This is a genomic window from Bradyrhizobium sp. AZCC 2289, from assembly GCF_036924615.1.
Lineage (GTDB): Bacteria > Pseudomonadota > Alphaproteobacteria > Rhizobiales > Xanthobacteraceae > Bradyrhizobium.
The window spans coordinates 3,911,553-3,937,745 of the sequence record NZ_JAZHRY010000001.1 but is presented as its reverse complement, the minus strand read 5'-3'; the positions used below and the strand labels follow the sequence as shown (position 1 = coordinate 3,937,745).

23 protein-coding genes are annotated in these 26,193 nt (G+C 62.7%); 15 read left to right on the top strand and 8 right to left on the bottom strand.

The genetic code is table 11. From position 1 onward, the window contains the following. Positions 1–54: 54 nt before the first annotated feature. Positions 55–1,278, top strand: a complete 1,224-nt coding sequence (locus V1289_RS18745) for a citrate synthase family protein (protein WP_334398262.1) — start codon at positions 55–57, stop codon at positions 1,276–1,278. Between the two features lie 2 nt (positions 1,279–1,280). Here V1289_RS18745 and V1289_RS18740 read toward each other — a convergent pair whose 3' ends face one another. Next, positions 1,281–1,943: a DedA family protein gene (locus V1289_RS18740; RefSeq protein ID WP_334398261.1), complete on the bottom strand. Its 663-nt coding sequence runs from the start codon at positions 1,941–1,943 to the stop codon at positions 1,281–1,283. 309 nt (positions 1,944–2,252) lie between these two features. On the opposite strand from V1289_RS18740, the gene cobS reads away from it, so the two are divergent. From cobS to V1289_RS18705, 7 genes are all read left to right on the top strand, one after another. After that, a complete protein-coding gene (cobS, locus tag V1289_RS18735; protein ID WP_309180552.1) occupies positions 2,253–3,251 on the top strand; it encodes a cobaltochelatase subunit CobS in 999 nt (332 codons plus the stop codon). Positions 3,252–3,254: 3 nt separating this feature from the next. Beyond that, on the top strand, positions 3,255–3,665 hold the full coding sequence (locus tag V1289_RS18730) for a GNAT family N-acetyltransferase (protein ID WP_334398260.1): 411 nt from the start codon (positions 3,255–3,257) through the stop codon (positions 3,663–3,665). Beyond that, positions 3,662–5,563 carry a cobaltochelatase subunit CobT gene (gene cobT, locus V1289_RS18725; protein WP_334398259.1) on the top strand — a complete coding sequence of 634 codons (1,902 nt, stop codon included), beginning with the start codon at positions 3,662–3,664 and terminating at the stop codon, positions 5,561–5,563. The genes V1289_RS18730 and cobT overlap by 4 nt, the downstream gene beginning before the upstream one ends. Positions 5,564–5,566: 3 nt before the next feature. Further along, positions 5,567–6,637, top strand: a complete 1,071-nt coding sequence (locus V1289_RS18720) for an esterase-like activity of phytase family protein (RefSeq protein WP_334398258.1) — start codon at positions 5,567–5,569, stop codon at positions 6,635–6,637. 38 nt (positions 6,638–6,675) lie between these two features. Next, positions 6,676–7,365 carry a hypothetical protein gene (locus tag V1289_RS18715; protein ID WP_334398257.1) on the top strand — a complete coding sequence of 230 codons (690 nt, stop codon included), beginning with the start codon at positions 6,676–6,678 and terminating at the stop codon, positions 7,363–7,365. A 55-nt stretch (positions 7,366–7,420) separates the two neighbouring features. Beyond that, positions 7,421–8,383, top strand: a complete 963-nt coding sequence (locus V1289_RS18710) for a Bug family tripartite tricarboxylate transporter substrate binding protein (RefSeq protein ID WP_334398256.1) — start codon at positions 7,421–7,423, stop codon at positions 8,381–8,383. A 90-nt stretch (positions 8,384–8,473) separates the two neighbouring features. Beyond that, a complete protein-coding gene (locus V1289_RS18705) occupies positions 8,474–9,586 on the top strand; it encodes an NADH:flavin oxidoreductase/NADH oxidase (protein ID WP_334398255.1) in 1,113 nt (370 codons plus the stop codon). 23 nt (positions 9,587–9,609) lie between these two features. On the opposite strand, the gene V1289_RS18700 is transcribed toward V1289_RS18705, so the two are convergent. The 3 genes from V1289_RS18700 to V1289_RS18690 all read right to left on the bottom strand — a co-directional run bounded on the left by V1289_RS18700 (position 9,610) and on the right by V1289_RS18690 (position 13,833). Beyond that, positions 9,610–10,734, bottom strand: coding sequence for a DUF2336 domain-containing protein (locus V1289_RS18700; protein WP_334398254.1), 1,125 nt, complete (start codon positions 10,732–10,734; stop codon positions 9,610–9,612). A 440-nt stretch (positions 10,735–11,174) separates the two neighbouring features. After that, complete coding sequence (locus V1289_RS18695) at positions 11,175–12,497, bottom strand: DUF2235 domain-containing protein (protein WP_334398253.1); 1,323 nt, start codon at positions 12,495–12,497, stop codon at positions 11,175–11,177. Positions 12,498–13,479: 982 nt separating this feature from the next. After that, the gene (locus V1289_RS18690; RefSeq protein ID WP_334398252.1) at positions 13,480–13,833 is read right to left on the bottom strand and encodes a helix-turn-helix domain-containing protein; all 354 of its coding nucleotides are present in this window, start codon (positions 13,831–13,833) and stop codon (positions 13,480–13,482) included. Positions 13,834–13,952: 119 nt separating this feature from the next. Here V1289_RS18690 and V1289_RS18685 point away from each other — a divergent pair, with 119 nt between their 5' ends. After that, a complete protein-coding gene (locus tag V1289_RS18685) occupies positions 13,953–14,549 on the top strand; it encodes a hypothetical protein (RefSeq protein ID WP_334398251.1) in 597 nt (198 codons plus the stop codon). A gap of 97 nt (positions 14,550–14,646) precedes the next feature. Next, positions 14,647–16,020 carry a hypothetical protein gene (locus V1289_RS18680; protein WP_334398250.1) on the top strand — a complete coding sequence of 458 codons (1,374 nt, stop codon included), beginning with the start codon at positions 14,647–14,649 and terminating at the stop codon, positions 16,018–16,020. A gap of 4 nt (positions 16,021–16,024) precedes the next feature. Here V1289_RS18680 and V1289_RS18675 read toward each other — a convergent pair whose 3' ends face one another. The 3 genes from V1289_RS18675 to rpmB form a co-directional block, all read right to left on the bottom strand. Then, complete coding sequence (locus V1289_RS18675) at positions 16,025–16,714, bottom strand: DUF7002 family protein (RefSeq protein ID WP_442896029.1); 690 nt, start codon at positions 16,712–16,714, stop codon at positions 16,025–16,027. Beyond that, complete coding sequence (locus tag V1289_RS18670; protein ID WP_334398248.1) at positions 16,711–18,312, bottom strand: adenylosuccinate synthetase; 1,602 nt, start codon at positions 18,310–18,312, stop codon at positions 16,711–16,713. Before V1289_RS18670 ends, V1289_RS18675 begins: the two co-directional genes overlap by 4 nt. Positions 18,313–18,556: 244 nt before the next feature. Then, on the bottom strand, positions 18,557–18,868 hold the full coding sequence (rpmB, locus tag V1289_RS18665; RefSeq protein WP_334398247.1) for a 50S ribosomal protein L28: 312 nt from the start codon (positions 18,866–18,868) through the stop codon (positions 18,557–18,559). A gap of 420 nt (positions 18,869–19,288) precedes the next feature. On the opposite strand from rpmB, the gene V1289_RS18660 reads away from it, so the two are divergent. Continuing rightward, complete coding sequence (locus V1289_RS18660) at positions 19,289–20,089, top strand: DUF3108 domain-containing protein (RefSeq protein WP_334407545.1); 801 nt, start codon at positions 19,289–19,291, stop codon at positions 20,087–20,089. A 251-nt stretch (positions 20,090–20,340) separates the two neighbouring features. On the opposite strand, the gene V1289_RS18655 is transcribed toward V1289_RS18660, so the two are convergent. Further along, positions 20,341–20,664, bottom strand: coding sequence for a hypothetical protein (locus V1289_RS18655; protein ID WP_334408003.1), 324 nt, complete (start codon positions 20,662–20,664; stop codon positions 20,341–20,343). Here V1289_RS18655 and V1289_RS18650 point away from each other — a divergent pair. From V1289_RS18650 to V1289_RS18635, 4 genes are all read left to right on the top strand, one after another. Next, on the top strand, positions 20,632–24,108 hold the full coding sequence (locus V1289_RS18650; RefSeq protein ID WP_334398246.1) for a helicase-related protein: 3,477 nt from the start codon (positions 20,632–20,634) through the stop codon (positions 24,106–24,108). The genes V1289_RS18655 and V1289_RS18650 overlap by 33 nt on opposite strands. Positions 24,109–24,192: 84 nt before the next feature. Further along, positions 24,193–24,462 carry an RNA-binding S4 domain-containing protein gene (locus V1289_RS18645; protein ID WP_334398245.1) on the top strand — a complete coding sequence of 90 codons (270 nt, stop codon included), beginning with the start codon at positions 24,193–24,195 and terminating at the stop codon, positions 24,460–24,462. Positions 24,463–24,567: 105 nt separating this feature from the next. Continuing rightward, the gene (gene fdxA, locus V1289_RS18640) at positions 24,568–24,906 is read left to right on the top strand and encodes a ferredoxin FdxA (protein WP_309180536.1); all 339 of its coding nucleotides are present in this window, start codon (positions 24,568–24,570) and stop codon (positions 24,904–24,906) included. Positions 24,907–25,311: 405 nt separating this feature from the next. Further along, positions 25,312–26,130: a CarD family transcriptional regulator gene (locus V1289_RS18635; protein ID WP_334398244.1), complete on the top strand. Its 819-nt coding sequence runs from the start codon at positions 25,312–25,314 to the stop codon at positions 26,128–26,130. Positions 26,131–26,193: the final 63 nt, after the last annotated feature.

Below are 26,193 nucleotides of genomic sequence, written 5' to 3'. Positions count from 1 at the left end.
CCGCAAAAATCGACCCTCTCGACAGATTGATCAATCATGATTATATAAATCAATATGAAAAAATCCGCAGGGCTTTACCTCTCCGCCCGCGAGGCCTCGGCCGAACTCGCGGTCGCCCCGGCGACGCTCTACGCCTATGTCAGCCGCGGGCTGATCCGCTCGGAGCCGTCGTCGGATTCGCGCAGCCACCGTTACCGGGCCGAGGACATCCGCACGCTGAAGGAGCGGCGCGTGCCGTCGCCGGAACCGCGCGGCCTCAAAAGCTTCGATGCTGATTTGCCGGTGATGGATTCGGCGATTGCGACCATCACCGAGGACGGCCCGATCTACCGCGGCGTCAACTGCGTCGATCTCGCGGAAAAAGACACGCTGGAGCATGCCGCGACGCTGCTGTGGGATGTCGCCGGCGTCGATCCGTTCGCGGCCGACAACGATCCGCAGATTTCCGAGGAGATGCGCGCGATCGCGGACGCCGCGCGCCGCGCCGCGCCGATCGATCGCGCCATCGCCGTGCTGGCGCTCGCGGCCAGCGCCGATCCGCGGGCGTTCACCCGCGCCGCTGACGGGCGCGCCATGGTCGGTGCGCGCATTCTGCGGTTGGTGGTCGCGACCATGCTCAACACCGCGCCGTCGCCGCAGCCGCTCCATCTGCAGATTGCGCAGGCCTGGGCGCCTGACAACAAACATGCCGCCGATCTGATTCGCCGCGCGCTGGTGCTGCTGGCCGATCACGAATTGAACGCCTCGACCTTCACCGTGCGGTGCGCGGCTTCGACCGGACTGAACCTGTATGACGCCGTGATCGCGGGCCTCGTCGCCCTGAAGGGCCCGAAGCATGGCGGCGCCGGCGTGCTGGCCTCGCGGCTGGTCAGGACGCTGGTCGATAACGACGTCGCGCCCGTCATCCGCGAACGGGTTGCGCTCGGTGAACGCTTCGCGGGCTTCGGCCACGGCGTTTACAAGCGAGGCGATCCGCGTGCCATTTCAATGCTGGAAGCGCTGGCGCGCGCCGGCGCCGCGCGAAAATTCACAAGGGAAATCCCGGAGCGGATCGCGGAAGCCACCGGCGAGTTCGTCAACATCGATTATGCGCTGGCGGTGCTGGTGCACAGTTTGCGGCTGCCCGCAGGCAGCGAATTGGCGTTATTTGCCATGGCGCGCACGGTCGGCTGGATAGCGCATGCAAGCGAACAGCTGCAGCACGGCGGGCTGATCCGCCCGCGCGCACGCTATGTCGGCCCGGCGCCGGGGCGAGGGACGGCATCGAACGACAGGTGAGGCTACTCGGCGGGCTTGGCGGGCTCGATCACGCCGCCGCCGTGACGGCGGTGGATGGTCCAGACCGCGAGCGCGACAATCAACGCGCCACCGAGCACCGCAAACATCCAGAGATGCTTGCCGACATGCTCATGATGCGGCAGGCCGGCATATTCGTGCAGCGCCGAGACCGCGAGCACGCCCGGCAGCACATGCGCCGGCGCCCAGGCCAGAATCGCGGGAACGTTGACACCGTAGAATCGCAACGGCGGCATCCCGAGCGCACCGGCTGTGATCGGCACGAAAGCGCGGATCGGCGGCACGAATCGCGCAAAGAACACCGCCAATGCGCCCCAGCGATTGAAGAACGCCTCGCTTTGCGCCACCACGCCCGGATAATTCGTCATCGGCCAGGCGCTGAGGATCTCGCGTTGCGAGCGATGGCCGACCCAGAATGCGGTCCCGTCGCCGAGCAATGCACCGGCGGCAGCCGCCGCCAATACCGGCCCGAGCTGCAACTCGCCGCCGGGCACCAACGCGCTCAGGGCGAGGATGATGGTCGAGCCCGGAACCAGCGAGCCGACCACCGGGACGGCTTCCAGCAGGGCGGCAAGGAACAGCGTGAGGTAGGCCAACCACGCATGGGCCGAGACGAACGCAATCAGGGGATCAAGGAATGAAGTCACAAGGTTCCTGTCTCAATAGGGGCCAGATGCTTGATGTTCAGAAGTAACAACTCGAGGCGGAGGTAGAAAGTGCCATCCAGCCCCACCGGTTCCGGGTGGGCGGCCCGGCCGCCGGTAAAAGTGCGGCGTGATTCGCAGGGCAGCCCTCCAAAAATCGAGTTCAGCACCTATCTCAATGATAAGGCAACGGAACTTTGATTGTGCCGCGGGCTTCTGCCGGCCGTTGCTCTCTGCTAGGTTTGTGCCTGCACCCATCCGCAGCCATGCCGCAAATCTGGTTTCGGGAATGCCCGGGACCTCGGAGGATTGATGACGACCGCCGCCATGACCAAAACTATCGAGCCCGTCGGTTTGCCTGACATGAAGGTGTCGGTCCGGCAGGTGTTCGGTATCGACAGCGACCTTGAGGTGCCGGCTTATTCCGAGGTCGATCCGCACGTACCCGACGTCGATTCGGATTACCGTTTCGATCGTGCCACCACGCTTGCGATCCTCGCCGGCTTTGCGAAAAACCGCCGGGTGATGGTGACCGGCTATCACGGCACCGGTAAATCGACCCATATCGAACAGGTCGCGGCGCGGCTGAACTGGCCCTGCGTGCGCGTCAATCTCGACAGCCACATCAGCCGCATCGATCTGGTCGGCAAGGACTCCATCGTCGTCAAGGACGGCAAGCAGGTCACGGAATTCCGTGACGGCATTCTGCCCTGGGCGCTGCAGCACAATATCGCGCTGGTGTTCGACGAATATGACGCCGGCCGTCCCGACGTGATGTTCGTGATTCAGCGCGTGCTGGAAGTCTCCGGCCGTCTGACCCTGCTCGACCAGAACAAGGTGATCAAGCCGCATCCGGCGTTTCGCCTGTTCTCGACCGCCAACACGGTGGGCCTCGGCGATACCTCCGGCCTCTATCACGGCACCCAGCAGATCAACCAGGGCCAGATGGACCGCTGGTCGATCGTCACCACGCTGAATTATCTGGCGCATGACGAGGAGGTCGAAATCGTGCTGGCGAAAGCGCATCACTACCGCACCCAGGAAGGCCGCGACATCGTCAACAAGATGGTGCGGCTCGCGGACCTGACCCGCAACGCATTCGCCAATGGCGATCTGTCGACGGTGATGAGCCCGCGCACGGTGATCACCTGGGCCGAGAACGCCGATATCTTCACCGACATCGGCTTTGCGTTCCGCGTCACCTTCCTCAACAAATGCGACGAGCTGGAACGGCCGCTGGTGGCTGAATTCTATCAGCGCTGCTTTAACGCAGAGTTGGCCGAGAGTTCAGTGAACGTGGCGCTCAGCTAGTCCATGCCGTCCATTTCCGTCGAGCGCACCATTGGAAAGACCAAGAAAGCGGTGTTCGGCGGACTTATCGGCTACAACACCGAGAAGATGGGGAAGCAAAAATACAAACGCCTCGCCGTTTCACTGACCGAAGGCAACAAGATCGTCGGTGGGATTGTCGGGGAGGTCTGGACTACGGTGCTGTTCATACAGTTGTTCTGGATCGAGCAGAAGCTTCGCGGCAAGGACTATGGAACAAAGCTGATAAGGGCGATTGAAGACGAAGCGAGACGCTTTGGGGCGACGAAGTCTTATCTCGACACGATGAGTTTTCAGGCGCCGGGCTTCTACCGCGCATGCGGCTATGAGGAATTCGGTTCGATCGAAGGCTATCCAGGCGGCGTGACGCGCCATTGGTTCACAAAAACGCTATGAGCACATCCAACTCCAAATTCCGCACCGGATCGAAGGAAGCGCCGACCGAACCGTTCAAGCGCGCGGTGACGTCTTGCCTGCGCGCGATCGCGAAAAAGCCGGAACTCGAAGTGACGTTCGCCGCCGAGCGGCCGGGTCTGGCGCCGGGCAAGGCGCGGCTGCCGGAGCCGGCGCGCAAGATGACCCGCCGGGATGCGGCGATCGTGCGCGGACACGCCGATTCGATCGCGCTCAAACTCGCGTGCCACGATCCCAAGGTTCACCGCAAGCTGATGCCGGGCAATCCGCAGGCGCGCGGCGTGTTCGAGGCGGTCGAGCAGGCCCGCGTCGAGGCGATCGGCTCGCGCCGGATGGCGGGCGTGGCGAAAAACCTCACCGCGATGCTCGACGATCATTTCCATCGCGGCAAGTTCGACGAGATCACCGATCGCGCCGATGCGCCGCTGTCGGATGCCTTGGCGATGCTGGTGCGCGAACGCCTGACCGGCCTGGCGCCGCCTGCAGCTGCGAAAAAAATGGTCGATCTCTGGCGCCCGGTACTGGAAGACAAGATCGGCGCGCGCCTCGACAAGTTGAGTCGCGTCACCGAAGACCAGGCCAGGTTCGCCGATCTGGTGCATGACCTGTTGTCGGCGCTGGACCTCGGCGACGACCGCAACGCCGATGCCGATGACGACGAGAACCAGGACGAGAATCAGGACGGCGAGAACGATCAGTCCGGCGCCGAGGGCTCGCCCGATAGCGACGCCGCGCAGGAGATGAGCGCCGATCAGGCGCAGGCGACCACCGACGAGATGTCGGAAAGCGCGATGGAGAGCGCCCAGGCCTCCACCAGCGACACCTTCGACGACGGCGAACTCGGCGACGACGAGACGCCGGGCGAAGCGACGCGGCCGAATTCGCGCGGTGCCAACGAACCGCGCGGGCCGGAATACCATGCCTTTGCGCCGAAATTCGACGAAGTGATCGCGGCCGAAGACCTCTGCGACCACGACGAGCTGGAGCGGCTGCGCTCCTATCTCGACAAGCAGCTCGCGCATCTGCAGGGCATCGTCGCCCGCCTCGCCAACCGGCTGCAGCGCCGCCTGATGGCGCAGCAGAACCGGGCCTGGGAGTTCGATCTCGAAGAGGGCATTCTCGACCCCGCCCGGCTGTCGCGCGTGGTCACCGATCCCTATCATCCGCTGTCCTTCATGCACGAGAAGGAAGCGACCTTCCGCGATACCGTGGTGACGTTGCTCTTGGACAATTCCGGCTCGATGCGCGGTCGGCCGATCACGGTCGCCGCGACCTGCGCGGATATTCTGGCGCGCACGCTGGAGCGTTGCGGCGTCAAGGTCGAGATTCTTGGCTTCACCACGCGCGCCTGGAAGGGCGGGCAGTCGCGCGAAGCGTGGCTCGCCGCCGGCAAGCCGGCCAATCCGGGTCGCCTGAACGATCTGCGCCACATCATCTACAAATCCGCCGACGCCCCCTGGCGTCGCGCGCGCAAGAATCTCGGCTTGATGATGCGCGAGGGTCTGCTCAAGGAAAACATCGACGGCGAGGCGCTGGATTGGGCGCACAAGCGCCTGCTCGGCCGCTCCGAGCAGCGCAAGATATTGATGATGATTTCCGACGGCGCGCCGGTCGACGACTCCACTCTGTCGGTCAACCCCGGCAATTACCTCGAGCGGCATCTGCGCCACATCATCGAAGAGATCGAGACCCGCTCGCCGGTCGAATTGATCGCGATCGGTATCGGTCACGACGTCACCCGCTATTATCGGCGCGCGGTCACCATCGTCGATGCCGAAGAACTCGGCGGCGCCATCACCGAAAAGCTCGCCGAACTGTTTAGCGAGACCCACGGCGCCGCGCCCGCGACACATGGCCGGCCGCGCCGCTTGCATTCCTGAGAGATGCGCTCGCGTCTTAGCCGCCGCCGCTTCCTGAACTTCACGGCGGCGGGGCTTTCGGCGATGACGATGCCTGCCGTCGCGCGGGCGCAAACCGCCGTCCAGCCGCCGTCGAAACCATTCAAGCCCGACGAATATTCGGTCACCGCGCCGGTTTCGATCGAGGTCAACGCCCGGCCGTTGCCCGCGTTCGATACCCGCGATCGCTCGCATGTGCGGTTCGGTTCGCTGGAATACCGCAGCGGGTTGATTCTGACCTCGGCGTTTCGTGGTTTTGGCGGACTGTCGGGAATAAGGCTCGACGCCAAGGGCGAGCGCTTCATCGCCATCAGCGACAAGGGGAGCTGGTTCACCGGCCGCATCGTCTACAAGGGCCGGGAGATGACGGGCCTTGAAGATGTCGAGGCGTCGCCGATGCTCGGCCCTGACGGCAAGCCGATCACCAGCCGCAGCTGGTATGATTCCGAATCGATCGCGCTGGACGGCTCGTTCGTCTATATCGGCCTCGAGCGCGCCAATCAGGTGCTGCGGTTCGATTTCTCCAAGGGTTTTACGCGCGCATCCGGCGAGGTCGTGCCGATGCCGCCGGCGGTGCGCAAGCTGCCGAACAACAAGGGACTCGAGGCGCTGGTTTGGGTGCCGAAGGGCCAGCCGCTGGCGGGGACGCTGATCGCGATCTCCGAGCGCGGCCTCGATGCCAACGGCAACATCATCGCGTTCCTGGTCGGCGGCAAGAAGCCGGGCCAGTTCAGCGTCCGCCGCACCGACAATTTCGACGTCAGCGATGCGGTGCTGCTGCCGTCAGGCGATCTGTTGCTGCTGGAGCGGAAATTTTCCTGGCTCGGCGGCATCGGCATCCGGATCCGTCGCGTCGCGCTCGCTTCCCTGGTGCCCGGCGCCCTGATCGATGGCCCGGCGATCTTCAACGCCGATCTCGGCGACGAGATCGACAACATGGAGGGCATCGACGCCCATGTGACACCGGAAGGCGACACCGTGCTGACCCTGGTCTCCGACGACAATTTCTCGCCGATCCAGCGCAATCTGCTGCTGCAGTTCACGCTGGTGGAGTGATATTCGAACTTGTTCGGGCTTTGCGCCGACCAACGATCATGAAAGTCAGCTGTATCCTGTCGGCCCTCCTCGCCGCGCTCGTCCTGTTCGCCGTTATGCCGGCCCGTGCCACCAGCGAGCACGACTATGTCAAGGACGAATACGCCATCATTCGCGACGGACTTGCGCCCAACAAGCAGCTGTCGTTGGCCTCTCATGGCGACGGCGATGGCGGACGCGAGAACTTCCATGTCTGGCTGATGGCCGAGCCCGCGCACCGCAAGATCGTGGCCCTCGACGATATCGGCGGCAGATTGGATACCGGCCCCGACGCCTACTACGCTTTCTGGTCGGCGGATTCGCGCCACGTCGCCGTCACCTTCCGCAGCGAGCGCCATGTGGTGGAACTCAATCTTTATCAGATCGAAAACCGCCGCGCGCATTTGATCTCCGGCCCCAGCCTGTTCCGCGATGTGACCAGCCGCGACCCCGGTGCGGGTGACGACGAGCGCCGGAGCGTTCCCGAGTTCGAGTGGAAGGGCACAAGGCGCTTTCTCCTCAAGGAGCGCCGGCTGTTCACGACATCCGATCCCGGCTTTGCGCGCATGATGGGCGCCTACGGAAAAGTGACCGACAAATTGGACGACGGCAGGTGGTTCGTCGAATTCTCCGCTGAAGCCGACTGCATGCTGATGCCGGGCAACCGCTATCGCATCGTTGATCTCCGGGTCGGAAAATTCGGCGAATAATGCCGCCAGCGGAATGGTTCTTGCATCGCTCTGGCCAGTGAAATCGGAGCGTTTGATGAACACATCCATTCGAATCGTCTGCGTGCTGGCGGGTCTCCTCGCCGTCACCACGGGGCATGCCGAAACCTGGCCATCCCGGCTGATCAAGGCGACCATTCCGTTCGGCGCCGGCAGCGCGGCCGATGTGGTGCCGCGGCTGCTGTTCGATCGTCTGGCGATCGAACTCGGCCAGCCGATCGTGATCGAGAACCGCGCCGGCGCCGGCGGAACGCTCGGCTCGGGTCAGGTGGCGAAGGCCGATCCCGACGGCTACAGCATTCTCTCCAACTCCAACGCGCTGACGATTGCCCCGGCCATCTTCCCGAACCTCGCCTTCGACGCCACTCACGACCTCGCCTCGGTGCTGATGATCGGCTCCAGCGCCAATGTGATGATCGTGCCGAATGCGCGGCCCTGGAAAACCATCCAGGATTTCATCGCCGACGCCAAGGCCAAGCCCGGCTCGATTTCGTTCGGCTCGGTCGGCATCGGCAGCGCCGTGCATATCAGCACCGAGAAATTCCGCCTCGCCGCCGGCATCGAGGCCACGCACGTGCCCTATCGCGGCGGGTCGGAAGTCATCGCCGATATTCTGGGCGGCCGGATCGACCTGTATTTCTGTCCGCTCGCGACCGCGCTGCCGCTGATCCGCGAGGGCCAGGTGCGCGCGCTGCTGGTATCGACGCCCAAACGCGTTCCCGATCTGCCCGATGTGCCCGGTACGGTCGAGATCGGCTTGAAGGATGCCGACAGCGTGATCTGGTTCGGCGTGTTCGTGCCGGCGAAGACGCCGCGCGACATCGTCGAGAAACTGCATATCGCCGGTGAAAAGGTGCTGGCCGATCCGGCGACGCAGGAGAACCTGAAGAAGCTCGGCATCGAGCCGCTGCCGATGACGCCGGCCGCGATGGACGATCTCGTCAAGCGCGAGACGGCGGCTAACTTCGAGCTGATCAAGGCCACGGGCATCAGGCAGTAGGGGGAGGGTTGCAGCAGGCGCGGGTTGAGGAGCGGGGGGTGTATGACTACACAGGAAGCGACATCTTCCCTCGCATCCGGACATCCTCCCATGAGCGTATTGTTTTCCCCGATCAAACTGCGCGGTTTGAACCTGCCCAATCGCATCATGGTATCGCCGATGTGCCAGTACTCGGCCGTCAATGGCGAGGCCAATGACTGGCATTTTACGCACATCAACTCGCTGGCGCTGTCGGGGGCCGCGATGTTCTGCATCGAGGCCACCCATGTGGAAGCGATCGGCCGCATCACGCCGGGCTGTCTCGGGCTGTACAACGACGCCACCGAAGCCGCGCTGAAGCCGATCCTGGCTTCCGTGCGCAAGCGCTCCAAAACCGCGGTTGCGATGCAGCTTGCACATGCCGGGCGCAAGGGCTCGAGCCATACGCCATGGGACGGCGGGCAGCAGATCCCGGTCGCCGAGGGTGGCTGGCAGGCGGTGGCGCCGTCGGCGATTGCGCACAAGGCAGGCGAGGCCGCGCCGCTGCAACTCGATGCGGCGGGCCTTGCGCGAATCCGCGACGCCTTCGTGGCTGCCGCAAAAAGCGCCGAGCGGCTCGGCATCGATGCGCTGGAGCTGCACGGCGCCCATGGCTATCTGCTGCACCAGTTCCTGTCGCCGATCTCCAACAAGCGTAGCGATCAATATGGCGGGTCGCTCGAAAACCGCATGCGCTTTCCGCTGGAAGTGTTCGACGCCGTGCGCGCGGCGTTTCCGGATACGAAACCGATCGGCATGCGGGTCTCCTCGACCGATTGGGTCGAAGGCGGCTGGGATCTCGCGCAGACCATCGAATTCGTCACGGAATTGAAGAAGCGCGGCATCGACTGGATCGACGCGTCCTCCGGCGGCGTCTCGCCGCTGCAGAAAATCCCGCTCGGCCCCGGCTATCAGGTGCCGTTCGCGCAGGCCATCAAGCAGGCCACCGGCGTCACCACCATCGCGGTCGGCCTGGTCACCGAGGCGAAGCAGTCCGAAGACATCGTCGCCTCCGGCAAGGCCGACATGGTCGCGCTCGCCCGCGGCATGCTCTACGACCCGCGCTGGGGCTGGCACGCCGCCGCCGAACTCGGCGGCCAGGTCGAGGCGCCGCCGCAATATTGGCGCTCGCAACCCTCGACGCAAAAGGCGCTGTTCGGCGCCACCACGTTCGGGACGCGGTGAGGGGTTCGGCGTAGAGCCGTTCCTCAATTAATCCCCGGCGCCGACGGCGTCGAGCGAACCTGCCAGAATCGCAGCAGCCGGCGCGCGTTCTCGAGGGTTAGCTTCGCGAACGCGCCTTTGGCCTTGGCGAGCTCATGCGGCCCCATCGCGCCGGAGGCAAATCGGCTTTCCAGCACGGCGGCGACCGTGTCCCAGCCGAGGCCCGCCACCCGGCACGGAATCAGGATGCCGTCGTCGCGCAGGCTCTGCATCAGCGGACGGATGACGTCGACGGTCGATTGCGACAGGACGGCCAGTGCCGCCACCGTCTCCTCGTATTTCCGCTGCTTCGCAAAGCCCAGCAACGCTGCTTCATGAAGCTGGCCGCTCTTGTTGAGTTGATCGACGAAATGCCGCGCCGCCTGGAAGTCGCGCACTTTTGCCATCTCGCGGCCGGCGCCGGCCGAGGCTGCGGCGATGGCGCTGCGGATTTCCTCGAACAGATGCGGCGGCGCGCGCGACAGCAATCGCGACCGCACCGCCTCGGTGGCGCTGCGCAATAATTGCTGCCGGAGCTCCGCCGGCAGATCGACCCGGATACCCATGTCGACCGCAAGCTCCGGATCGGATTCGGCCTGCGCCAGCACGACGGCATACCCGTTTGCCGAAACCCGCGCGCCGGGATTGTTGACGAGTCTGCGGCTGACGCTCGGATAGTGCCGCGCCAGCAGCGCGTCGGTGACCACTTCCTTCAGCCACCAGCGGCCGGAAATCGCCAGCAGATGCTGCTCGCCTTTGGAGCCTGCGAGTTCGACCAGATCGTCGTCGCTAAGCCGCGCCGATTCGGTCAGCACGGGACCTGCGACGGAAATCTCGTCATGCCGCGCCAGATGGCGGATCACGTCCGGCGGCGCCTTCGGCACCGACGCCAGCTGCGTGCTCATCTCGGCCAGCGCGATGCGCGCGCTGACATCGGTGAGCGCCCGGATCTCGATGGTCCGGATCAGGCGTTCGAGCACGTCGCCGAACAGCTCGATCTGTTCGCCATTGCAGCCGTCGGCGGACAACAGAAACAGGTCCGTCACGCGCTTGAAGGTTTCGAGGTGTTTTTCCGCCGAGCCGGCCCTGATGGCGGCTTCAACTTCGTCGGCGATCGATCGGTCCAACATCGCTCGTCCTGAGCGTTTTAAAGCCAATTCTGGCAGGCGCGCGATCATCTTGGAAATAGCTGAACGTTCGGTAAATGCATTCTTTCTCTGCGCTGAGCGATGGATTGCTTCCGCCTTCGCTCGTTGAGCTACGGCGGACAAGTCGCTTCGCTCGCAATGACGGGTGTGTCAGCGCGCCGCGCCGCCAACCCAACCCAGGCTGTCATGCCCCGCGAAAGCGGGGCATCCAGCACGCCGCGGCCTCTCGATTCAATCACCGGCGTCTCTGGAATACTGGATCACCCGCTTTCGCGGGTGATGACAATTGGGGGTGCGGCGCGAAATTCTCTCGTCATTGCGAGGAGCGAAGCGACGAAGCAATCCATTCTTTCTTTGCGCTGTGCGATGGATTGCTTCGCTTCGCTCGCAATGACGGGTGTGTTGGCGGCAACAATCAATCTTCAAACCTCATCCTTCGCTGGTTCGACCGCCGCCACCCCCTCCGTCGGCCCCGCCGGCATCGGGATCACCTGGTGCTGCGCCGGAAAATTCACCGGCTTGTAGTTCAGCGCCGGATCGTTCATCCGCTCGATCACCGACTCGTGGACGAACGCGCCGTCCGGAATCGGGCGCGGCTCGGCGTCGGGGATGTAGAACCCGAAATACACCTTGCGCTCCGGCCATTCCCTGTATTTCGCGAGTTTCGGGATGAATTCGAGCAGCCACCAGGCGCCGTGCAGCGAATTGTGCAGCTGGTCCCTGAAGTCGGGTTTGACGTAATGGAACGGGCTATTTTTCCTGTCCTTGCCCCAGGCCAGCGTGTTGACGGTGCGCTGGTCGACCTTGAGCCCGCATTTGACGGCCTCGTCGATCATCCAGATCAGCGGATATTTCGACAGCCCGCTTTGCTTCTCGGGGTAGCCGCCGCCGATGTCGGAATGCACGCCGGCGAACCAGCACTGCAGGATATCCTGCGGCTCGGCATTGTGGGTCAGGCTGAAGCGGTTGTGCATGAAGGTCTGCGGCTGGTCCCATTTCTTCAAGCGGAACATGCAGCGGCGCTCGTCGATCGAGATCGCCTGCCGGAACGTCTGCACGCTCGGATTTTGCAGCGTGAACGCCAGCTCCTCGAAGCTCGGCACGTAAAACCGGTCGGGCCGCGGTACGATCACGCTCGCCACCGTGTCCCAGATGCCGACGAAGCGGATGGTCGGCCATCGCGTCGACAGGATGCGCGCGAACTGCGCCGCCTGGTCATCCCTGTTCGCGGGCAGCGGCCCGGCTTCGTCGGCCGCGGTATCGGTCAGCGCCTTCTGATCGACGCCATGCTGGCCGTCGCTGGAAAACTGCTTGTAGGAGGTGAGCCCGCTGCCTGCGAGGTTGACCTGCTCCGGCGAGATCAGCCCGACCTTGTGGATCAGGCCCGCCAGCACGCGCACGGTGTAGGCGCCGCGGGAAAAGCCGAACAAATAGATCTGGTCGCCTTCGCGGTAATTGTGCACCAGGAAGTGATAGGACTGCAGCACCTTGTCATCGAGGCCATAGCCGGTGGCGAGCCCCAAAATGGCGCTGAAATCCTGCCGCAGCTTCTTCCACGGGTCCGGCCGCGCCAGCGTGCCGACGCCGGGATCGTAGAACACGAGCTGGCGCGGCTCGGTCTTCCCGGTCTTGCGCAGGCAGCGATAGAGCTTGAGCACATTGGAAATGTTCTCGCTGATTTCGTTGCCCGTGCCGTCGCAGCAAATGATGATGTTCCGCTTCGCCGTTTCCATCGTTTCCGTCATGCCGCAGCTCCCGCGCTTCGCGTCGCTCTCAACCACAGGATGCTCGCTTCGGATTGGGCGGGCAAGGGGAGATCGCGGTCCGCAGTGGGCCACGCATCGTGCGAAGGCGACCGCTCTGCCGCCCCACCCCGACTGTCATGCCCCGCGAAGGCGGGGCACCCAGTACGCCGCGGCCTCTCGATTGAATCACTGGCGTCTCTGGAATACTGGATCACCCGCTTTCGCGGGTGATGACGAGTGAGAGTGTACCGGCACACCTCCGCGATCCCGCCGCCCGATCCGCGCGAGGTTTTCCAAAACATCGCGCCATCTGAAATCAGAGGGCGCAGGGAAATGCCGGGGGCGCGCTGCACCCGCGGTCTCGTGTGCAAGATTGTGCAAAGAAACGCACACGAGCATACAGGTTCAGCGGAGGCACCCCGGCATTCCCTGCGCAATGGTTTTACGGCTTATAACGCGCTCTCCCCGGCGACGAATTCCTTTTGCCACCGTCATCCGCGGATTGAAGGTTTTGCGAAACCCGGTCGGGCCAGCAACACCTCCGCGGACTTGACACCAGCAACGGGTGCCAGGACCACACGCCTTCGCCGTCCGCCTCAGCGCCGTTCGTCCAGCGTTTCATTGGGTAGCTCACGGAGTTTACCCGCCCTGCCGCCCAATTCCGCGCCTGACGCTGCAAGCGTCCACCGCATCCCGCCCCACGTCCGTGACGATCGCGAGCGCCCCTCTGGGGGACGGGACGGCGGGAGTTCTACCGGTGATTTGGGGTCGGCGCGAAGAGGAATATTTTTGCGAAGGGGGCTGGACTCGGGCATCGCCGGAAGCGGCAAGTGATTTGCCCGTCGGGCTAATTATTACTTCGCCGTCCGCTTTAGCTGATTTACGGGTGCAGTGGTCAGCTCTCCCAAGAGGCAACTCTCAAGTGCTTAGAACAAGCAGAAAACTAGCGCTCTTAGTAGTCGAAGGGTACGGAAAATATCAACTATCGTCGCCTGTCCTGTTTGCGCAATTTTGCGATCTCACGAAGAAGCGACACCACCACGCCAGCGTCCTGACGACTGCCGTCCCAAATTGAGATCGCACTGTTAGCGATCTGCTTTCGATCTTCGTCCTCGCGGGTGTTTTCATAGTAGTTCTGTGGTTCCAGTCCAAATGTTATGCAAATTTTGATTATATTTGAGCTGAAGGTCTTGAAGTCTCCGGCTACAATTCGACTTATCTGACTTTGATGTACGCCAGAATTGGCGGCCAAATCCGATATGTTCCAGTCGCGCTGCTGCATATATCGCTGAAGGTCAGCGATAAGTTTCTTCTTTCCTTCGCTTGTAATCTTCATGCAAATCTGCATACATACGAGTATGAGTTTTTGCAACCCTTTCGGCTCAAGGCCATGTTCAGGTCGTCACTGACCGCCTATATTCTCAGGAGAGCGTAATGATTTGGAGACAGGGCCGAATGGCTGCTGTGAGGGTTGGTGTCGGTCCGACGATTATGCTTCGGAGCGGGGCATGGTTCGATTTTTGCGCGCCAGCGTCCAGCGACTTTACGATTGAGGACATAGCGCACGGGCTGGCGAACATTTGCCGCTATTCCGGGCAGTGTAGCAGCTTCTACTCAGTAGCAGAGCACAGCATTCTGGTGAGTGAAACGGCTGTAGGGTTTGAATTCGAGGCGCTGTTGCACGACGCGGCGGAGGCATTCCTCGGTGACATCACCCGTCCCTTGAAGCAGATGCTTCCCGAATACAAGAGAATAGAGGCAGAAGTTGAGCGCGCTATCCTTGATCGGTTCGGAATCACGGGGAAGCTTCCCGCGCAAGTAAAGAAGGCTGACCTGCGTGTTCTTGCCGCGGAGCAAAAGCAGATCATGCCGGAAGGCACCGACGGCTGGGTGCGCGGCCAGAAAGTCGATCCCGCCCCAATCGTCGTTCGCCACCTGCCTCCCAGCGAAGCCAAACGCGTCTTTCTGGAGCGTTTTGAGACGCTGCGTCCAGCGTATGTGTTACGCAAGCCCCAAGGTGGCGGATTCTCATCGGGCAGTGAACAACGGTGACAAGTCGGGGCGGCGATGGACCCCCCTACGGCGGCATCGTAGCGGTTGAGTGTCGACGTCGGCAGTTAATCTGACATTGCATTAAGGGATGCGTATCATGTCCTTCAGAAAGGACCGCTCGCTGGACGAGCTTGCCCGCGTTGGCAACGTAGCCCAGTTTGTAAGTTTCGCGCCCGGAGGCAGCGGAGCCGTGCAGCAATTCAGCCGCGTTGCGGGCTATGAGCCGAACCACGTCTTTGGCGCGAATTATGACGCCATCGCTTCCTTGCTGGCGTCTAGTCCCGATGGCACGATCAACTTGCGCAGCTTCACGCCAGACAGCCCACGCAGCCGTGATTTTCATTATGGAATCGCGGGTGTCGAGGAGGCGCACGCCATTGCCGAGCGTCTCTCGTCCGACGGACTGTTCGTGATTGCTAACGAAACCGTGGATGTTTCCGACGGTGGCGTGTCCGGCGTCATCCAAGGAGGTGTGATTGAGTTCGCGCCTGACGACACACCACGTTGTGTGGAGAAGGAAGGCACCGCCTCGTTGCCGATCGCGTGGGGCCTTTCGATTATCCGCCGCGTCTATGGGTTTGAGCCCGATATCGTGGATGCCGGAAGGGGACGTGTCGAATTCAGCATTCATCCCAAGCCTCGAGGCTGGAAGAAGACGCATACGTTGATGTGGGAATACGAAGCGTCTGATAGCCCCCCAGCGAGTCCGAATCTGACTTGGCCAAACAGATTCAGTCGCCACATCGGAGACAAGGCGTTCGGCCTGCTTGTGGCCGACGTTATGGGGCTGCCGATTCCAAAGACGACGGTTTTCGCGCGACGTGTTGCACCGTTCTCGTTCGGCCAGCCGACCGGTTCGTTCGAGGTATGGACGCGAACGTGTCCCATTGAGCAAGAGCCCGGTCGTTTTACGACTGTGAAGGGGTGGGTCGACCCATTCAAACTTCTCGCAATCGAGGATCCCGACGGTACTGTGATCGCTTCGGTTCTCTCGCAGTCAGCGGTGCAGGCGCGCTTTTCCGGTGCGGCGATAACCGATCGCGACGGACGTCGTGTGATCGAAGGCGCGCGCGGTGAGGGCGACCGGTTCATGCTCGGCCAAAGGGCTCCCGAAAATCTGCCCGCGCAGATCGTCGCCGATGTGGAAAGTACCTACACCGACGCGGCATCGGTTATCGGCCCCGTTCGATTCGAGTGGGTCCACGATGGTGAACGCGTTTGGATCGTTCAGCTTCATAAAGGAGGAACCAACAGCGACGCGGCGATGCTGGTGCCAGGCGAGGCTGCCGAATGGGCGGTCTTCCAAGCGTCCCAAGGGCTAGAAGAGCTGCGACAGTTCCTCGCCGGATTGCCGGATGATGTCGGAGTTAGGATCGAAGGCGAAGTCGGCCTAACAAGTCATTTTGCCGATCTTTTGCGCAAAACCAGACGCCCCGCGCGGATATCGAGGCCTACACTCGAAACGGCCTGACTCGTTACGGTCCGTCGCCGGCGGCCGTGCCCGGCTTACGCCAAAGCTCCTTCTGCTTTCCGTTGTGGATGTGATGCGCGGCGACGAGATGATCGGAGATGTCTGGCACGCCCTCGCGCACCACGAGCTCGACGACGGACTTGTCGACCGACCGCGTCTTGCGTCGTTCGTCGAAAGGGTAGCCTTCCACTGCAAGGAAAGTATCGCGCCCGCGTGGCTGAGGATTATATATCGTGGCTCCGCTGTTGAGCGGGCTAAGCTCGATCCGCTCTCTGTGCGCCTCCAGCAGACTGGCCGTGTCCACGGTCAGGACTGTCTGTGGACGGCCTCGATAGGCTCGCGCGCCGAGCAGTCCACGTAGCCGGTCACGCGACAGCCAGAAAAAGGCCCGGCCGTTGAGAATTTCGAACCATTGCTTCGGGGTGAGATCTTTCGCAAGGCACTTCTTCAACGCGCTTTCGGTCATCGGCTTCTGATCCCGCACGATTGCGTTCGGAAGTCCGGGTTTCGAGATGGTCACCGATTCCGGACGCCTCTCCGATTCCAGCACAATCCGCTTTTGTCCCGTGATGCCGTAGAGATCGAGCAAGGAAGATGTGCTAAGAAGCCCGTACTTCCTGATCGACTCGAAACTTCCATCTTCCGCCATGTGCCAAAGCCGCGGAAAGTGCTTAACTAGATCGGCCTCGTTCACCGCCACGTCCTCCGGTCGATCACGCTGAACCTGTGGAAGCGTGTCGCTATCATCGACACAGGCGCGTTTGCAACCCGCTCGACCTCCGCGATGAATTCCTTCGTTTCGACGGAAAGCTGATCGAATCGTCGCGCGTTCCGGTTCTCGGCCGTTATGTAGTCGGCGAACGTCAATGCGATGTCTGTCGCGCCATTGAGCACTGCAGAGCGCCGAAGCTGCTCCCAGTCGAATTCCGCCATCCGACGCTTCGTGCCTGAGATGGTTCCGACCTCAGTTTTCTCGATGTCGTCTAGAGGAAGACCCGAGCGGTCTGCAACGACCTTCGTGTCGATCGGCAGCGCCATTGGGCCTGACGTGCCGCCAACCCGGATGGGATAGGTCCTGGTCACCATCACGACGCGGCGCACACGCGTCGGAGCAATGCCGGCGTCGGCAAGGCAACCCGAGGCCGTTGTCTCGCGTGAAGTGACGTGCGGATAGCTTCCATGGTGAAGGCTCAAGCTTGTACCTTGGGTGCCCTCAAGCATCACGCGCTGCCCCGAGGTGTAGGCATTTTCGAGCTCTCGGGATACGGAGCCGAGATAAGGCTTCAGTGCGGGATGGTGTTTGGCAAGACGCACCTTTCCACCGAGATGCGATTGGTCGTCCCTCCCGATAATTTTTCGCGCGGTGGCGGCGCCGACGCCCTGCTTTGTCGATCCGATGACCCCGAGTGTCTTCGATTCCAGGTCGATGTCCGATTGCTCAATGATCATGGCCTGCTCATCGATGACGATGCGCTTGTCGGTCAGCCCGCAATCCTGGATCTCCTTCAGGATCTGATCCGGCCAAATCGTTGCACCGGCGCCGATCAGGATCTGGGCATTGGGGTTGGACTGAGTGCCGGAAGGGAGCTGCACGTATTTGTACTTTGGATATGCGACCTTGTGGCCCGCGTTGGGACCGCCGACCCGCAATAGCACGTCGTAATCCCTTGCCAGGTGAGCGCAGACGTTTCCCTTACCCTCGCTTCCGTACTGGCCGCCGACAAGAACATCGACGAGTCTCTCCGCCTCGAGCGGAAACAAGTTGAGACCAGCTACGGCCAGCGCAAGCAGAGATGCGGGGTCCTTCGCATCGTTGTTGTGCACGACCCGATTTGCGACCCGGTCGAGTGACCAAACGCCGCTTTCCGTGGGGTCCGCCCGGACGTCTTCATAGGGGACATTCTTGTCCCAGTCAGCCTTGCGGTCTTCGTAGCGCTTCTTTGCTACGCTGTACGGCACGCTCACATGAATGTGGAAGAACTTCTCCCCGAATTCTTCGCGTAGATGGTGGATCTGACGCTCGGTGCGGACCGCGTCGATCAGAATGATGTCGCAAGTTTTCTCGTTCTGCTGGATGTATGAACGACTGCCGTCACGGACCCAAGTTCCGTCCGTATCGCGGTCAAGCCGCTTCCCGGCTTCGATCAGCGCGTTTCGTTCATTCGGAGCGCCGGTGTCCGCGAGAAGCTGGCGAGTAGAGATGCGGTGAGTCTTGAAACGCTTGAGCAATTCGCCCGCGAGGGCCGACTTTCCCGATGCGACGGGACCGGAGACGGCAATCAGATACTTCACTGAGCTTTTTCCTCTCTAAGGCAGCGTTTCCATTAGGCACGTTGGCGCGAATCGATCCATTTCAGCGACCGATGGTTGCGGTGAGATATCGTAGTTCCAGCGTCGTTCCGCAAGTTCCAATAGGAGCCCGCGGACGAAACCAGCAGTTTTTAAGAAGTATTTGTGCTGTCCAAAACAAAAACGGCCGGGTCTTTCGACCCAGCCGCTCAAAACTCTCAACCGCTAAATCAGCTTGACGAGAAGCTCAGCTCGCCTGCGCCACCGGCGCGGCGGTCGCGGCCTTCTTCTTCTGGATCGCGCGCTTCAGGTCCAGCGCGCGGGGCGACAGGTTTTCCGCCTTGGCTTTCAAGAGGAAGCTGTCGAGGCCGCCATTGTGGTCGACGGTCTTGATCGCGTTGGTCGAGACGCGCAGGCGCACGTTGCGGCCGAGCGCGTCCGAGATGAAGGTGACGTTGCACAGGTTCGGCAGGAACCGGCGCTTGGTCTTGATGTTCGAGTGGCTCACCTTGTGACCCACCAGCGGGCCCTTGGCCGTCAGTTCGCAGCGCCGTGACATCTCAACAAATCCTCTGCCATCCCCGGCTACAGGCAACGCTCAAGGCGGCCACGCGGGGGTCCAAAATCATGTCCATTTCCAGGAACCGCGGACGTATAGGGGGAGATGCCCGGACCGTCAAGGTTTTAAGGCCGGTTTTCGAGAGGCGCCCGGGGGCCGGGATGGACCGGTTCACAAGCGGTTCCAGCGACTTAAGCCATCATATAAAGGGCGCATTCGCCGCCGACATCTTGGGCTTAGCGTTTCGACCCATGTTCTGGCCGGATCACGCCGGCCGCACAGGCTTTTGAAGTTACGCTTTTCGCCTAATGCGCGTTGTTTGCCGGATATTTCTGCTTAAATGAAGCCCGATCGCGCCAATACCAGGACCGCCAGTCAGTGACACGCTGCGCCATTTCGCCCCGATGGGTGTTTTTTTGCCTGTGCGCCGGCGCATTCCTGTCGCAGGCTGAGCCAGCGTTCGCGCAGGGGCGGCTGGATGCCCAATACGAGGCGTCGCTCTCCGGGATCCCGGTCGGCAAGGGCTCGTGGACCATCGAAATCGGCGACGACACGTTTTCGGCTGCCGCCCACGGCGCCACCGCGGGGCTCTTGAAGGCGTTTTCCGGCGGGACCGGCTCAGGCGCCTCCCAAGGCAGAATCGTCAACGGCGCGCTGGTCTCCTCCGCCTATACCGCCACCACCACGACGTCGAAAAAGTCCGAAACCATCCGCCTGGCGCTGGTCAACGGCAATATCAAGGAATTTTCCATCGAGCCGGAGCCGCCGGTCGATCCCGACCGCATCGTCGTCACCGATGCGCATCGCAAAAACGTCTACGATCCGATGACGGGCTCGATGCTGCGGGTGCCCGGCAATGCCGATTTGATGAGCCCGGACACCTGCCGCACCGCCGCCGGCATCTTTGACGGCCGGCTGCGCTACGATCTGAAACTCGATTTCAAGCGCATGGAAACCGTCAGGGCCGAGCGCGGCTATCATGGCCCGGCGATCGTCTGCTCGATCTATTTCACGCCGGTCGCGGGCTATATCCCCGACCGCCCGGTGATCAAATATCTGGCCAGCCAGCGCAATATCGAAATCGCCTTCGTGCCGATCGCCGGCACCCGCGTGCTGGTCCCGTTCCGGTTGACGATCCCGACCCCGTTCGGCCCCGCGATGCTGGAAGCCACAAGTTTCGTGACCACCGCCGCCCCGCCGCGGGTGGCGAAGACGCAGTAACTCGATGATACGGATGGAGCTGAACCTCTCTGCCGTCATTGCCGGGCTTGACCCGGCAATCCATCCTCTTGAGGAAGGCTTCTTGCCTGATGGATGCCCGGGTCAAGCCCGGGCATGACGAGTTTGGCGCCGACTCCGCGCTTGACTCTTGATGGCTTCTGATTCGACTCCGAGGCCGCCTGGACTTTAAGGATTCCGCCGGAAAACCGCCGCTTGTGAAGCGCCAGGAAACTTGATCTAGTGCCGCACCATTAGCGCCAACGCGAGATGTTGCGGTGAACGAAGCCGGTTCCGGGAAGAGTCAGCGATTCGGGCGCGATTCGTTCCGGACTCGTTCCAGAGCTTAAGCCGCGACCCCAATGCGTCGCAAAGTGAGACAAAATCGGCGCAAATGGTGCCAAAAGAAATGAACTCAGGTCTTTCCCGTCATTGCGAGGAGCGAAGCGACGAAGCAATCCACACTTGCTTTGTTGCTTGATGGATTGCTTCGCTGCGCTCGCAATGACGACAGGCGCCAGCACATAAAAGAACACCTGAAAAATATGGCTTTCTCTTACTCGTCTACGTTCGGCCACGAACGGTCAAATGAACGGGCCCCCGGCGCCGGCGTTACCGCTGTGCTGGGACCGACCAATACCGGCAAGACCCATCTCGCGATCGAGCGGATGCTGGCGCATTCCAGTGGCGTGATCGGCCTGCCGCTGCGGCTGCTCGCGCGCGAGGTCTACAACAAGATCGCCGCGCGCGCCGGCGCGGAATCCGTCGCGCTGATCACCGGCGAAGAGAAGATCAAGCCGAAGAATCCGCGCTTCTGGGTCTCCACCGTGGAAGCGATGCCGCGGGATCTCGACGTCTCGTTTCTCGCCGTCGACGAAATCCAGATCGCGGCCGATCTCGAGCGCGGGCATGTCTTCACCGATCGCATCCTGCATCGCCGGGGGCGCGACGAGACGCTGCTCTTGGGTGCGGCGACGATGCGCCCGATCATCGAGCGGCTGCTGCCGGGCGCCTCCATCGTCACGCGTCCCCGATTGTCGCAGCTCGAATTCGCCGGCGACCGCAAGATCACGCGCCAGCCGCGAAGAACCGCGATCGTCGCGTTCTCCGCCGATGAAGTCTACGCGATCGCCGAATTGATCCGCCGCCAGCATGGCGGTGCTGCGGTGGTGCTGGGCTCGCTCAGCCCGCGCACGCGCAACGCGCAGGTGTCGATGTTCCAGAACGGCGACGTCGATTATCTCGTCGCCACCGATGCGGTCGGCATGGGGCTCAATCTCGACGTAGATCACGTCGCGTTTGCCTCCGACCGCAAATATGACGGCTACCAGTTCCGCCGCCTGAATCCGTCCGAATTCGCGCAGATTGCCGGCCGCGCCGGCCGCGCGACGCGCAACGGCACCTTCGGCACCACCGGGCGCTGCGCGCCGTTCGAGCCGGAACTCGTCAACGCGCTGCAGAACCACACTTTCGACAGCGTCAAAATGCTGCAATGGCGCAACTCGAAACTGGATTTTTCCTCGCTCGGGAGCTTGCAGGTTTCATTGGCGCTGACGCCCAACCATGAGGTGCTGACGCGCGCGCCGATCGCCGAAGATCTGCGCGTGCTCGATCACGCGGCCCGCGACGGCGACGTCCGCGACATGGCCCATGGCGCTAGCGCCGTGGAACGGCTGTGGGACGCCTGCCAGATCCCGGACTACCGCAAGATCGCGCCCGCGGCCCATGCCGAACTCGTGACCACTTTGTACGGGTTTTTGATGAAAAAGGGCCGGATTCCAGATGCATGGTTTGCCGCCCAGGTCGAGCAGGCCGACCGGATCGACGGCGATATCGACACGTTATCGGGCCGGATCGCGCAAATCCGCACCTGGACCTTCGTCGCCAACCGGCCGGACTGGCTGTCCGATCCCGATCACTGGCAGGGGATCGCGCGCGAGGTCGAAAATAAATTGTCCGATGCACTGCACGAACGGCTCACGGAGCGTTTCGTTGACCGCCGTACCAGTGTATTGATGCGCCGCCTGCGGGAGAACAGCGTTTTGAATACGGAAATTGGCAAGACCGGCGAAGTGACCGTTGAGGGCCACGTGATTGGCCGGCTCGATGGATTCACCTTTGCACCTGATGCAGCCGAAGCCGGCTCGGATGCGAAAGCGTTGCAGGCCACGGCGCTGAAAGCGCTCGCCGGCGAGATCGATGCGCGCGCCGAAAAGCTTGGCGCAGCCCCGGACGATCAGTTCGTGCTGACCTCGGACGGCACCATCCGCTGGACCGGCGATGCGGTTGCGAAACTGGTCGCCGCCGACGACGCGCTGCATCCGCGGTTGCGCATCATTTCCGACGAGCGCCTCAACGGCGCGCCGCGCGAAGCGGTGCAGACGCGGCTCGATCTGTGGCTGAAGACGCATATCGAAAAGTTGCTGGGGCCGCTGTTCGGTCTCGCCAAGGCCGAGGACATCACGGGAATCGCGCGCGGCATCGCGTTTCAATTGATCGAGGCGCTCGGCGTTTTGGAGCGCACAAAAATCTCGGCCGAGATGAAGGATCTCGATCAGGCCTCGCGTGCGACGTTGCGCAAATACGGCGTGCGGTTCGGCGCCTATCACATCTATTTCCCCGGGCTGTTGAAACCCGCGGCGCGTTCGCTGGCCTCGCTGCTGTGGGCCGAGAAGCAGGACAATGTCGACATGTCGCTGCTGTCGAATGCGCAGCATCTGGCGTCGAGTGGCCGCACTTCGTTCCCGGTCGACAAGGCGTTGCCGCGCGACGCCTATCGCGTGCTCGGCTATCGCCAGTGCGGCGAACGCGCGGTGCGCGTCGATATCCTGGAGCGGCTCGCCGATCTCATTCGGCCCGCTTTGGCCTGGCGCGAGAGCTCGCCCGGTGAAAAGCCCACCGGCGCGTTCGACGGCCGCGGCTTTGTCGTCACGCAGGCGATGACCTCGCTGACGGGATCGGCCGGCGAGGATTTCGCCTCGATCTTGCGCGCGCTCGGCTATCGCATGGACAAGCGCCCGCCGCTGCCGCCGAAGCCGGCCGTGGTGGAGGCGCCTGCCGCGGAGACGCCTGCAGAGGGTGTCGCGGAGACGCAGCCCGTTGAGGCCACGGCCGAAACTCCAGTCGAACAAGTAGCCGCCGCCGATCTGCCGGTCTCCGGCGATCCCACGCCGTCGGCGGCGCTGCTGCCCGAGATCACGCTCGTGCCCGCCGCGAGTGAAGAGGCGCCCGCCGTTGAAGTGGCGCCGGAACCCGTTGAAGCTGCCGCCGAGCCTGCGCCGGTAGAAGCACCAGTGGCCGAAGCGCCGCAGGAAGCGGCCGCTGCCGAGCCGATAACCGCTTCTGAAACAACCGAGCCGGTCGCCGAGACCGCACCGGCCGAAGCCGCTGCCGCCGAGGCTGCGCCGGAAACGCCCGCGGCGCCCGAACTGATCGAGGTCTGGCGTCCCGGCGGCCGTTCCGAAGAACGCCGCCCGCCGCGTCACGATCGCAACCGCCCGCGGCATCAGGGCCGTCAGGAACGGGCGCCGGAAGGCGCGCAGCCCGTAGCCGCTGCGGCCGAAGGTGGCGAGGGCGCAAAGCCGGAACGTCACCGCCACGGACGGCGCGACCGCCACCGCGATTTCCGAAAGCCGCGTGAAGGCGCGCCGGCCGAAGTCGCCGCAACGCCTGCCGCCGAAGGTGCGCCGGCCGTCGAGCCGCGTCCGGATAACGCCCGCCCCGCCCGCGAGCGCTTTGAAGGCAAGGGCAGGGATCGCGACAACAATCGTGACAACGACCGCAACAAGGGCAAGTTCGGCGGCGATCGCAACAAGGACCGCGACCGCGGCGGTCGCGACAAGGGCCGCGATTTCGGTGGCCGCGACAAGGGCGGCAAGGGCGGCCGCGACAGCGGCCCGTCGCATCGCCAATACGCCACCAGCGCCGCACCGCGCGAGCGCGACCGGCCGATCGATCCGAATTCGCCATTCGCCAAGCTTGCGGCATTGAAAGAGCAGCTCGCGGGGAATCGCAAGGAGTAGCGTTTTCGAGCGAAGTGGGTACCGGTTCGCGTGAAGAAAACGCGTCAAAACAAATAAGACTAATCTGTTTCGAAGCAGGTCTATTTGGAGCGCCAGCGTCTCGATAAATGGTTGTGGCATGCGCGGGTGGTGAAGGCCCGCACCAGCGCCGCCGCGCTGGTCGAGGCCGGTCATGTCCGCATCAATGGCGTGCGCGAAAAAGCCCCCGGCCATGCGGTGAAAATCGGCGACGTGCTGACGATCGGGCTCGACAACAGCGTACGCATCCTGAAGGTCGCCGGATTTTCCGAACGGCGCGGCGATGCGACCGCCGCGCGCGTGCTCTACGAGGATTTGCAGGGCCGGCGGGAATGACTATCTGGGGGCCATGAAACGCGCTTATCCGCGTTCGGCTTCCCTTGCGGCAGCGCACTAGCTGCGCTACGCAAACCGAGAAATTGATCCCGTTCGGAGTCCTGGATGACTTACGTCGTCACTGAAGCCTGCATCAAATGCAAATATACCGACTGCGTTGAAGTCTGCCCCGTCGACTGCTTCTACGAGGGTGAGAACATGCTGGTGATCCACCCCGACGAATGCATCGACTGCGGCGTCTGCGAACCCGAATGCCCGGCGGATGCCATCAAGCCGGATACCGAACCGGGGCTGGAGAAGTGGCTCGAGGTCAATACCGAGTACGCCAAGGCCTGGCCGAACATCACCCAGAAGAAGGAATCCCCGCCCGACGCGAAGGATTTCGAGGGCATGGAAGGCAAGTTCGAGAAATATTTTTCCAAGGAACCCGGCACCGGCGACTGATTCGGTGACGGCCTGCAACGGCGAGTTGAGACCGTTTCGGACCTATTAAGGCCCGCCGATTTAACCCTGTTGACGGTCTTATGACGGAAAGCTCCCTGTATGCGCCCGGAATCGGGCGTAAATCATTGATTTTTGCGGAAAATGTGCTATATTGGGCACATTACAAGCCGAACCCCGGCCATGCGTATCTGTGGTCCCCTTGGGTTCCCGTAAAAACTCGAACAGGGGCGTGGCAGTTTCCGCGCGCAGGCTGTGTCACAGAAAACGCGTAAAAAGAGTGTTTCCAAGAGTTCGAAGAAAGTCGCTGCGGTCAGCCGCAGCGCACCCAAAGGCCGTGCCAAGGCGCCCGTGAAGGATGCCAGGAGGGCAGCGGCCACAAAGTCCTCGAAAAACAAAAGAAGCGCAATGCCAGACAAGACTGCCAAAACTGCCGCGAAAGCGACGGGTTCGAAGACCACTGCTTCGAAGGTCGCCCCCAAGATTGCCCCCAAAGCCGCTGCCCCTAAGGCTATCGCCCATAAAGCCGCGGCGCCTGCGCCGAAGGCTGCCGTCGTCGCTGCGAAGCCTGCCGCCAAGCCGGTGGCTGCAGCACCCCGGGTCGAAGAGCCGAAGAAGGTTCTGACCCAGCGTCAGGGCTTCAAGACCAATGAATTCGTGGTCTATCCCGCTCACGGTGTCGGCCAGATCCTGGCGATCGAGGAGCAGGAGATCGCGGGCGCCAAGCTTGAGCTGTTCGTGATCAATTTCATTAAGGACAAGATGACGCTGCGGGTGCCGACCGCCAAGGTCGCCAATGTCGGCATGCGCAAGCTGTCGGATCCGTCGCTGGTCAAGAAGGCGCTGGAGACCCTCAAGGGCCGTGCCCGCGTCAAGCGCACGATGTGGTCGCGCCGGGCGCAGGAATACGAAGCCAAGATCAATTCCGGCGATATCGTTGCGATCGCCGAAGTGGTGCGCGATCTCTATCGCTCCGAATCGCAGCCCGAGCAGTCCTACAGCGAACGCCAGTTGTACGAAGCGGCGCTCGACCGGCTGTCGCGCGAAATCGCCGTCGTGCAGCATTCGACCGAGACCGAAGCGGTCAAGGAAATCGAAAGCCAGCTCGCCAAGAGCCCGCGCCGCGGCGCCAAGACCGAAACCGAAGCCGGCGCCGACGGTGAAGCCGACGAGGCAGACACGGAAGCCGACAGTGACGACGCGGCCGTGGCCGACGAGGCCGCGTAAGCGGTTTTTACGAACTGGAATTGAAAAGCCCGGTCGAGAGACCGGGCTTTTTGTTTTTCGTCA

Excerpts from the sequence above, each read along its gene's own strand:
- V1289_RS18745 (WP_334398262.1), top strand. The coding sequence starts at position 55 with ATGAAAAAATCCGCAGGGCTTTACCTCTCCGCCCGCGAGGCCTCGGCC.
- cobS (WP_309180552.1), top strand. The coding sequence starts at position 2,253 with ATGACGACCGCCGCCATGACCAAAACTATCGAGCCCGTCGGTTTGCCT.
- V1289_RS18730 (WP_334398260.1), top strand. The coding sequence starts at position 3,255 with ATGCCGTCCATTTCCGTCGAGCGCACCATTGGAAAGACCAAGAAAGCG.
- cobT (WP_334398259.1), top strand. The coding sequence starts at position 3,662 with ATGAGCACATCCAACTCCAAATTCCGCACCGGATCGAAGGAAGCGCCG.
- V1289_RS18720 (WP_334398258.1), top strand. The coding sequence starts at position 5,567 with ATGCGCTCGCGTCTTAGCCGCCGCCGCTTCCTGAACTTCACGGCGGCG.
- V1289_RS18715 (WP_334398257.1), top strand. The coding sequence starts at position 6,676 with ATGAAAGTCAGCTGTATCCTGTCGGCCCTCCTCGCCGCGCTCGTCCTG.
- V1289_RS18710 (WP_334398256.1), top strand. The coding sequence starts at position 7,421 with ATGAACACATCCATTCGAATCGTCTGCGTGCTGGCGGGTCTCCTCGCC.
- V1289_RS18705 (WP_334398255.1), top strand. The coding sequence starts at position 8,474 with ATGAGCGTATTGTTTTCCCCGATCAAACTGCGCGGTTTGAACCTGCCC.
- V1289_RS18700 (WP_334398254.1), bottom strand. The coding sequence starts at position 10,734 with ATGTTGGACCGATCGATCGCCGACGAAGTTGAAGCCGCCATCAGGGCC.
- V1289_RS18695 (WP_334398253.1), bottom strand. The coding sequence starts at position 12,497 with ATGACGGAAACGATGGAAACGGCGAAGCGGAACATCATCATTTGCTGC.
- V1289_RS18690 (WP_334398252.1), bottom strand. The coding sequence starts at position 13,833 with ATGAAGATTACAAGCGAAGGAAAGAAGAAACTTATCGCTGACCTTCAG.
- V1289_RS18685 (WP_334398251.1), top strand. The coding sequence starts at position 13,953 with ATGGCTGCTGTGAGGGTTGGTGTCGGTCCGACGATTATGCTTCGGAGC.
- V1289_RS18680 (WP_334398250.1), top strand. The coding sequence starts at position 14,647 with ATGTCCTTCAGAAAGGACCGCTCGCTGGACGAGCTTGCCCGCGTTGGC.
- rpmB (WP_334398247.1), bottom strand. The coding sequence starts at position 18,868 with ATGTCACGGCGCTGCGAACTGACGGCCAAGGGCCCGCTGGTGGGTCAC.
- V1289_RS18650 (WP_334398246.1), top strand. The coding sequence starts at position 20,632 with ATGGCTTTCTCTTACTCGTCTACGTTCGGCCACGAACGGTCAAATGAA.
- fdxA (WP_309180536.1), top strand. The coding sequence starts at position 24,568 with ATGACTTACGTCGTCACTGAAGCCTGCATCAAATGCAAATATACCGAC.
- V1289_RS18635 (WP_334398244.1), top strand. The coding sequence starts at position 25,312 with ATGCCAGACAAGACTGCCAAAACTGCCGCGAAAGCGACGGGTTCGAAG.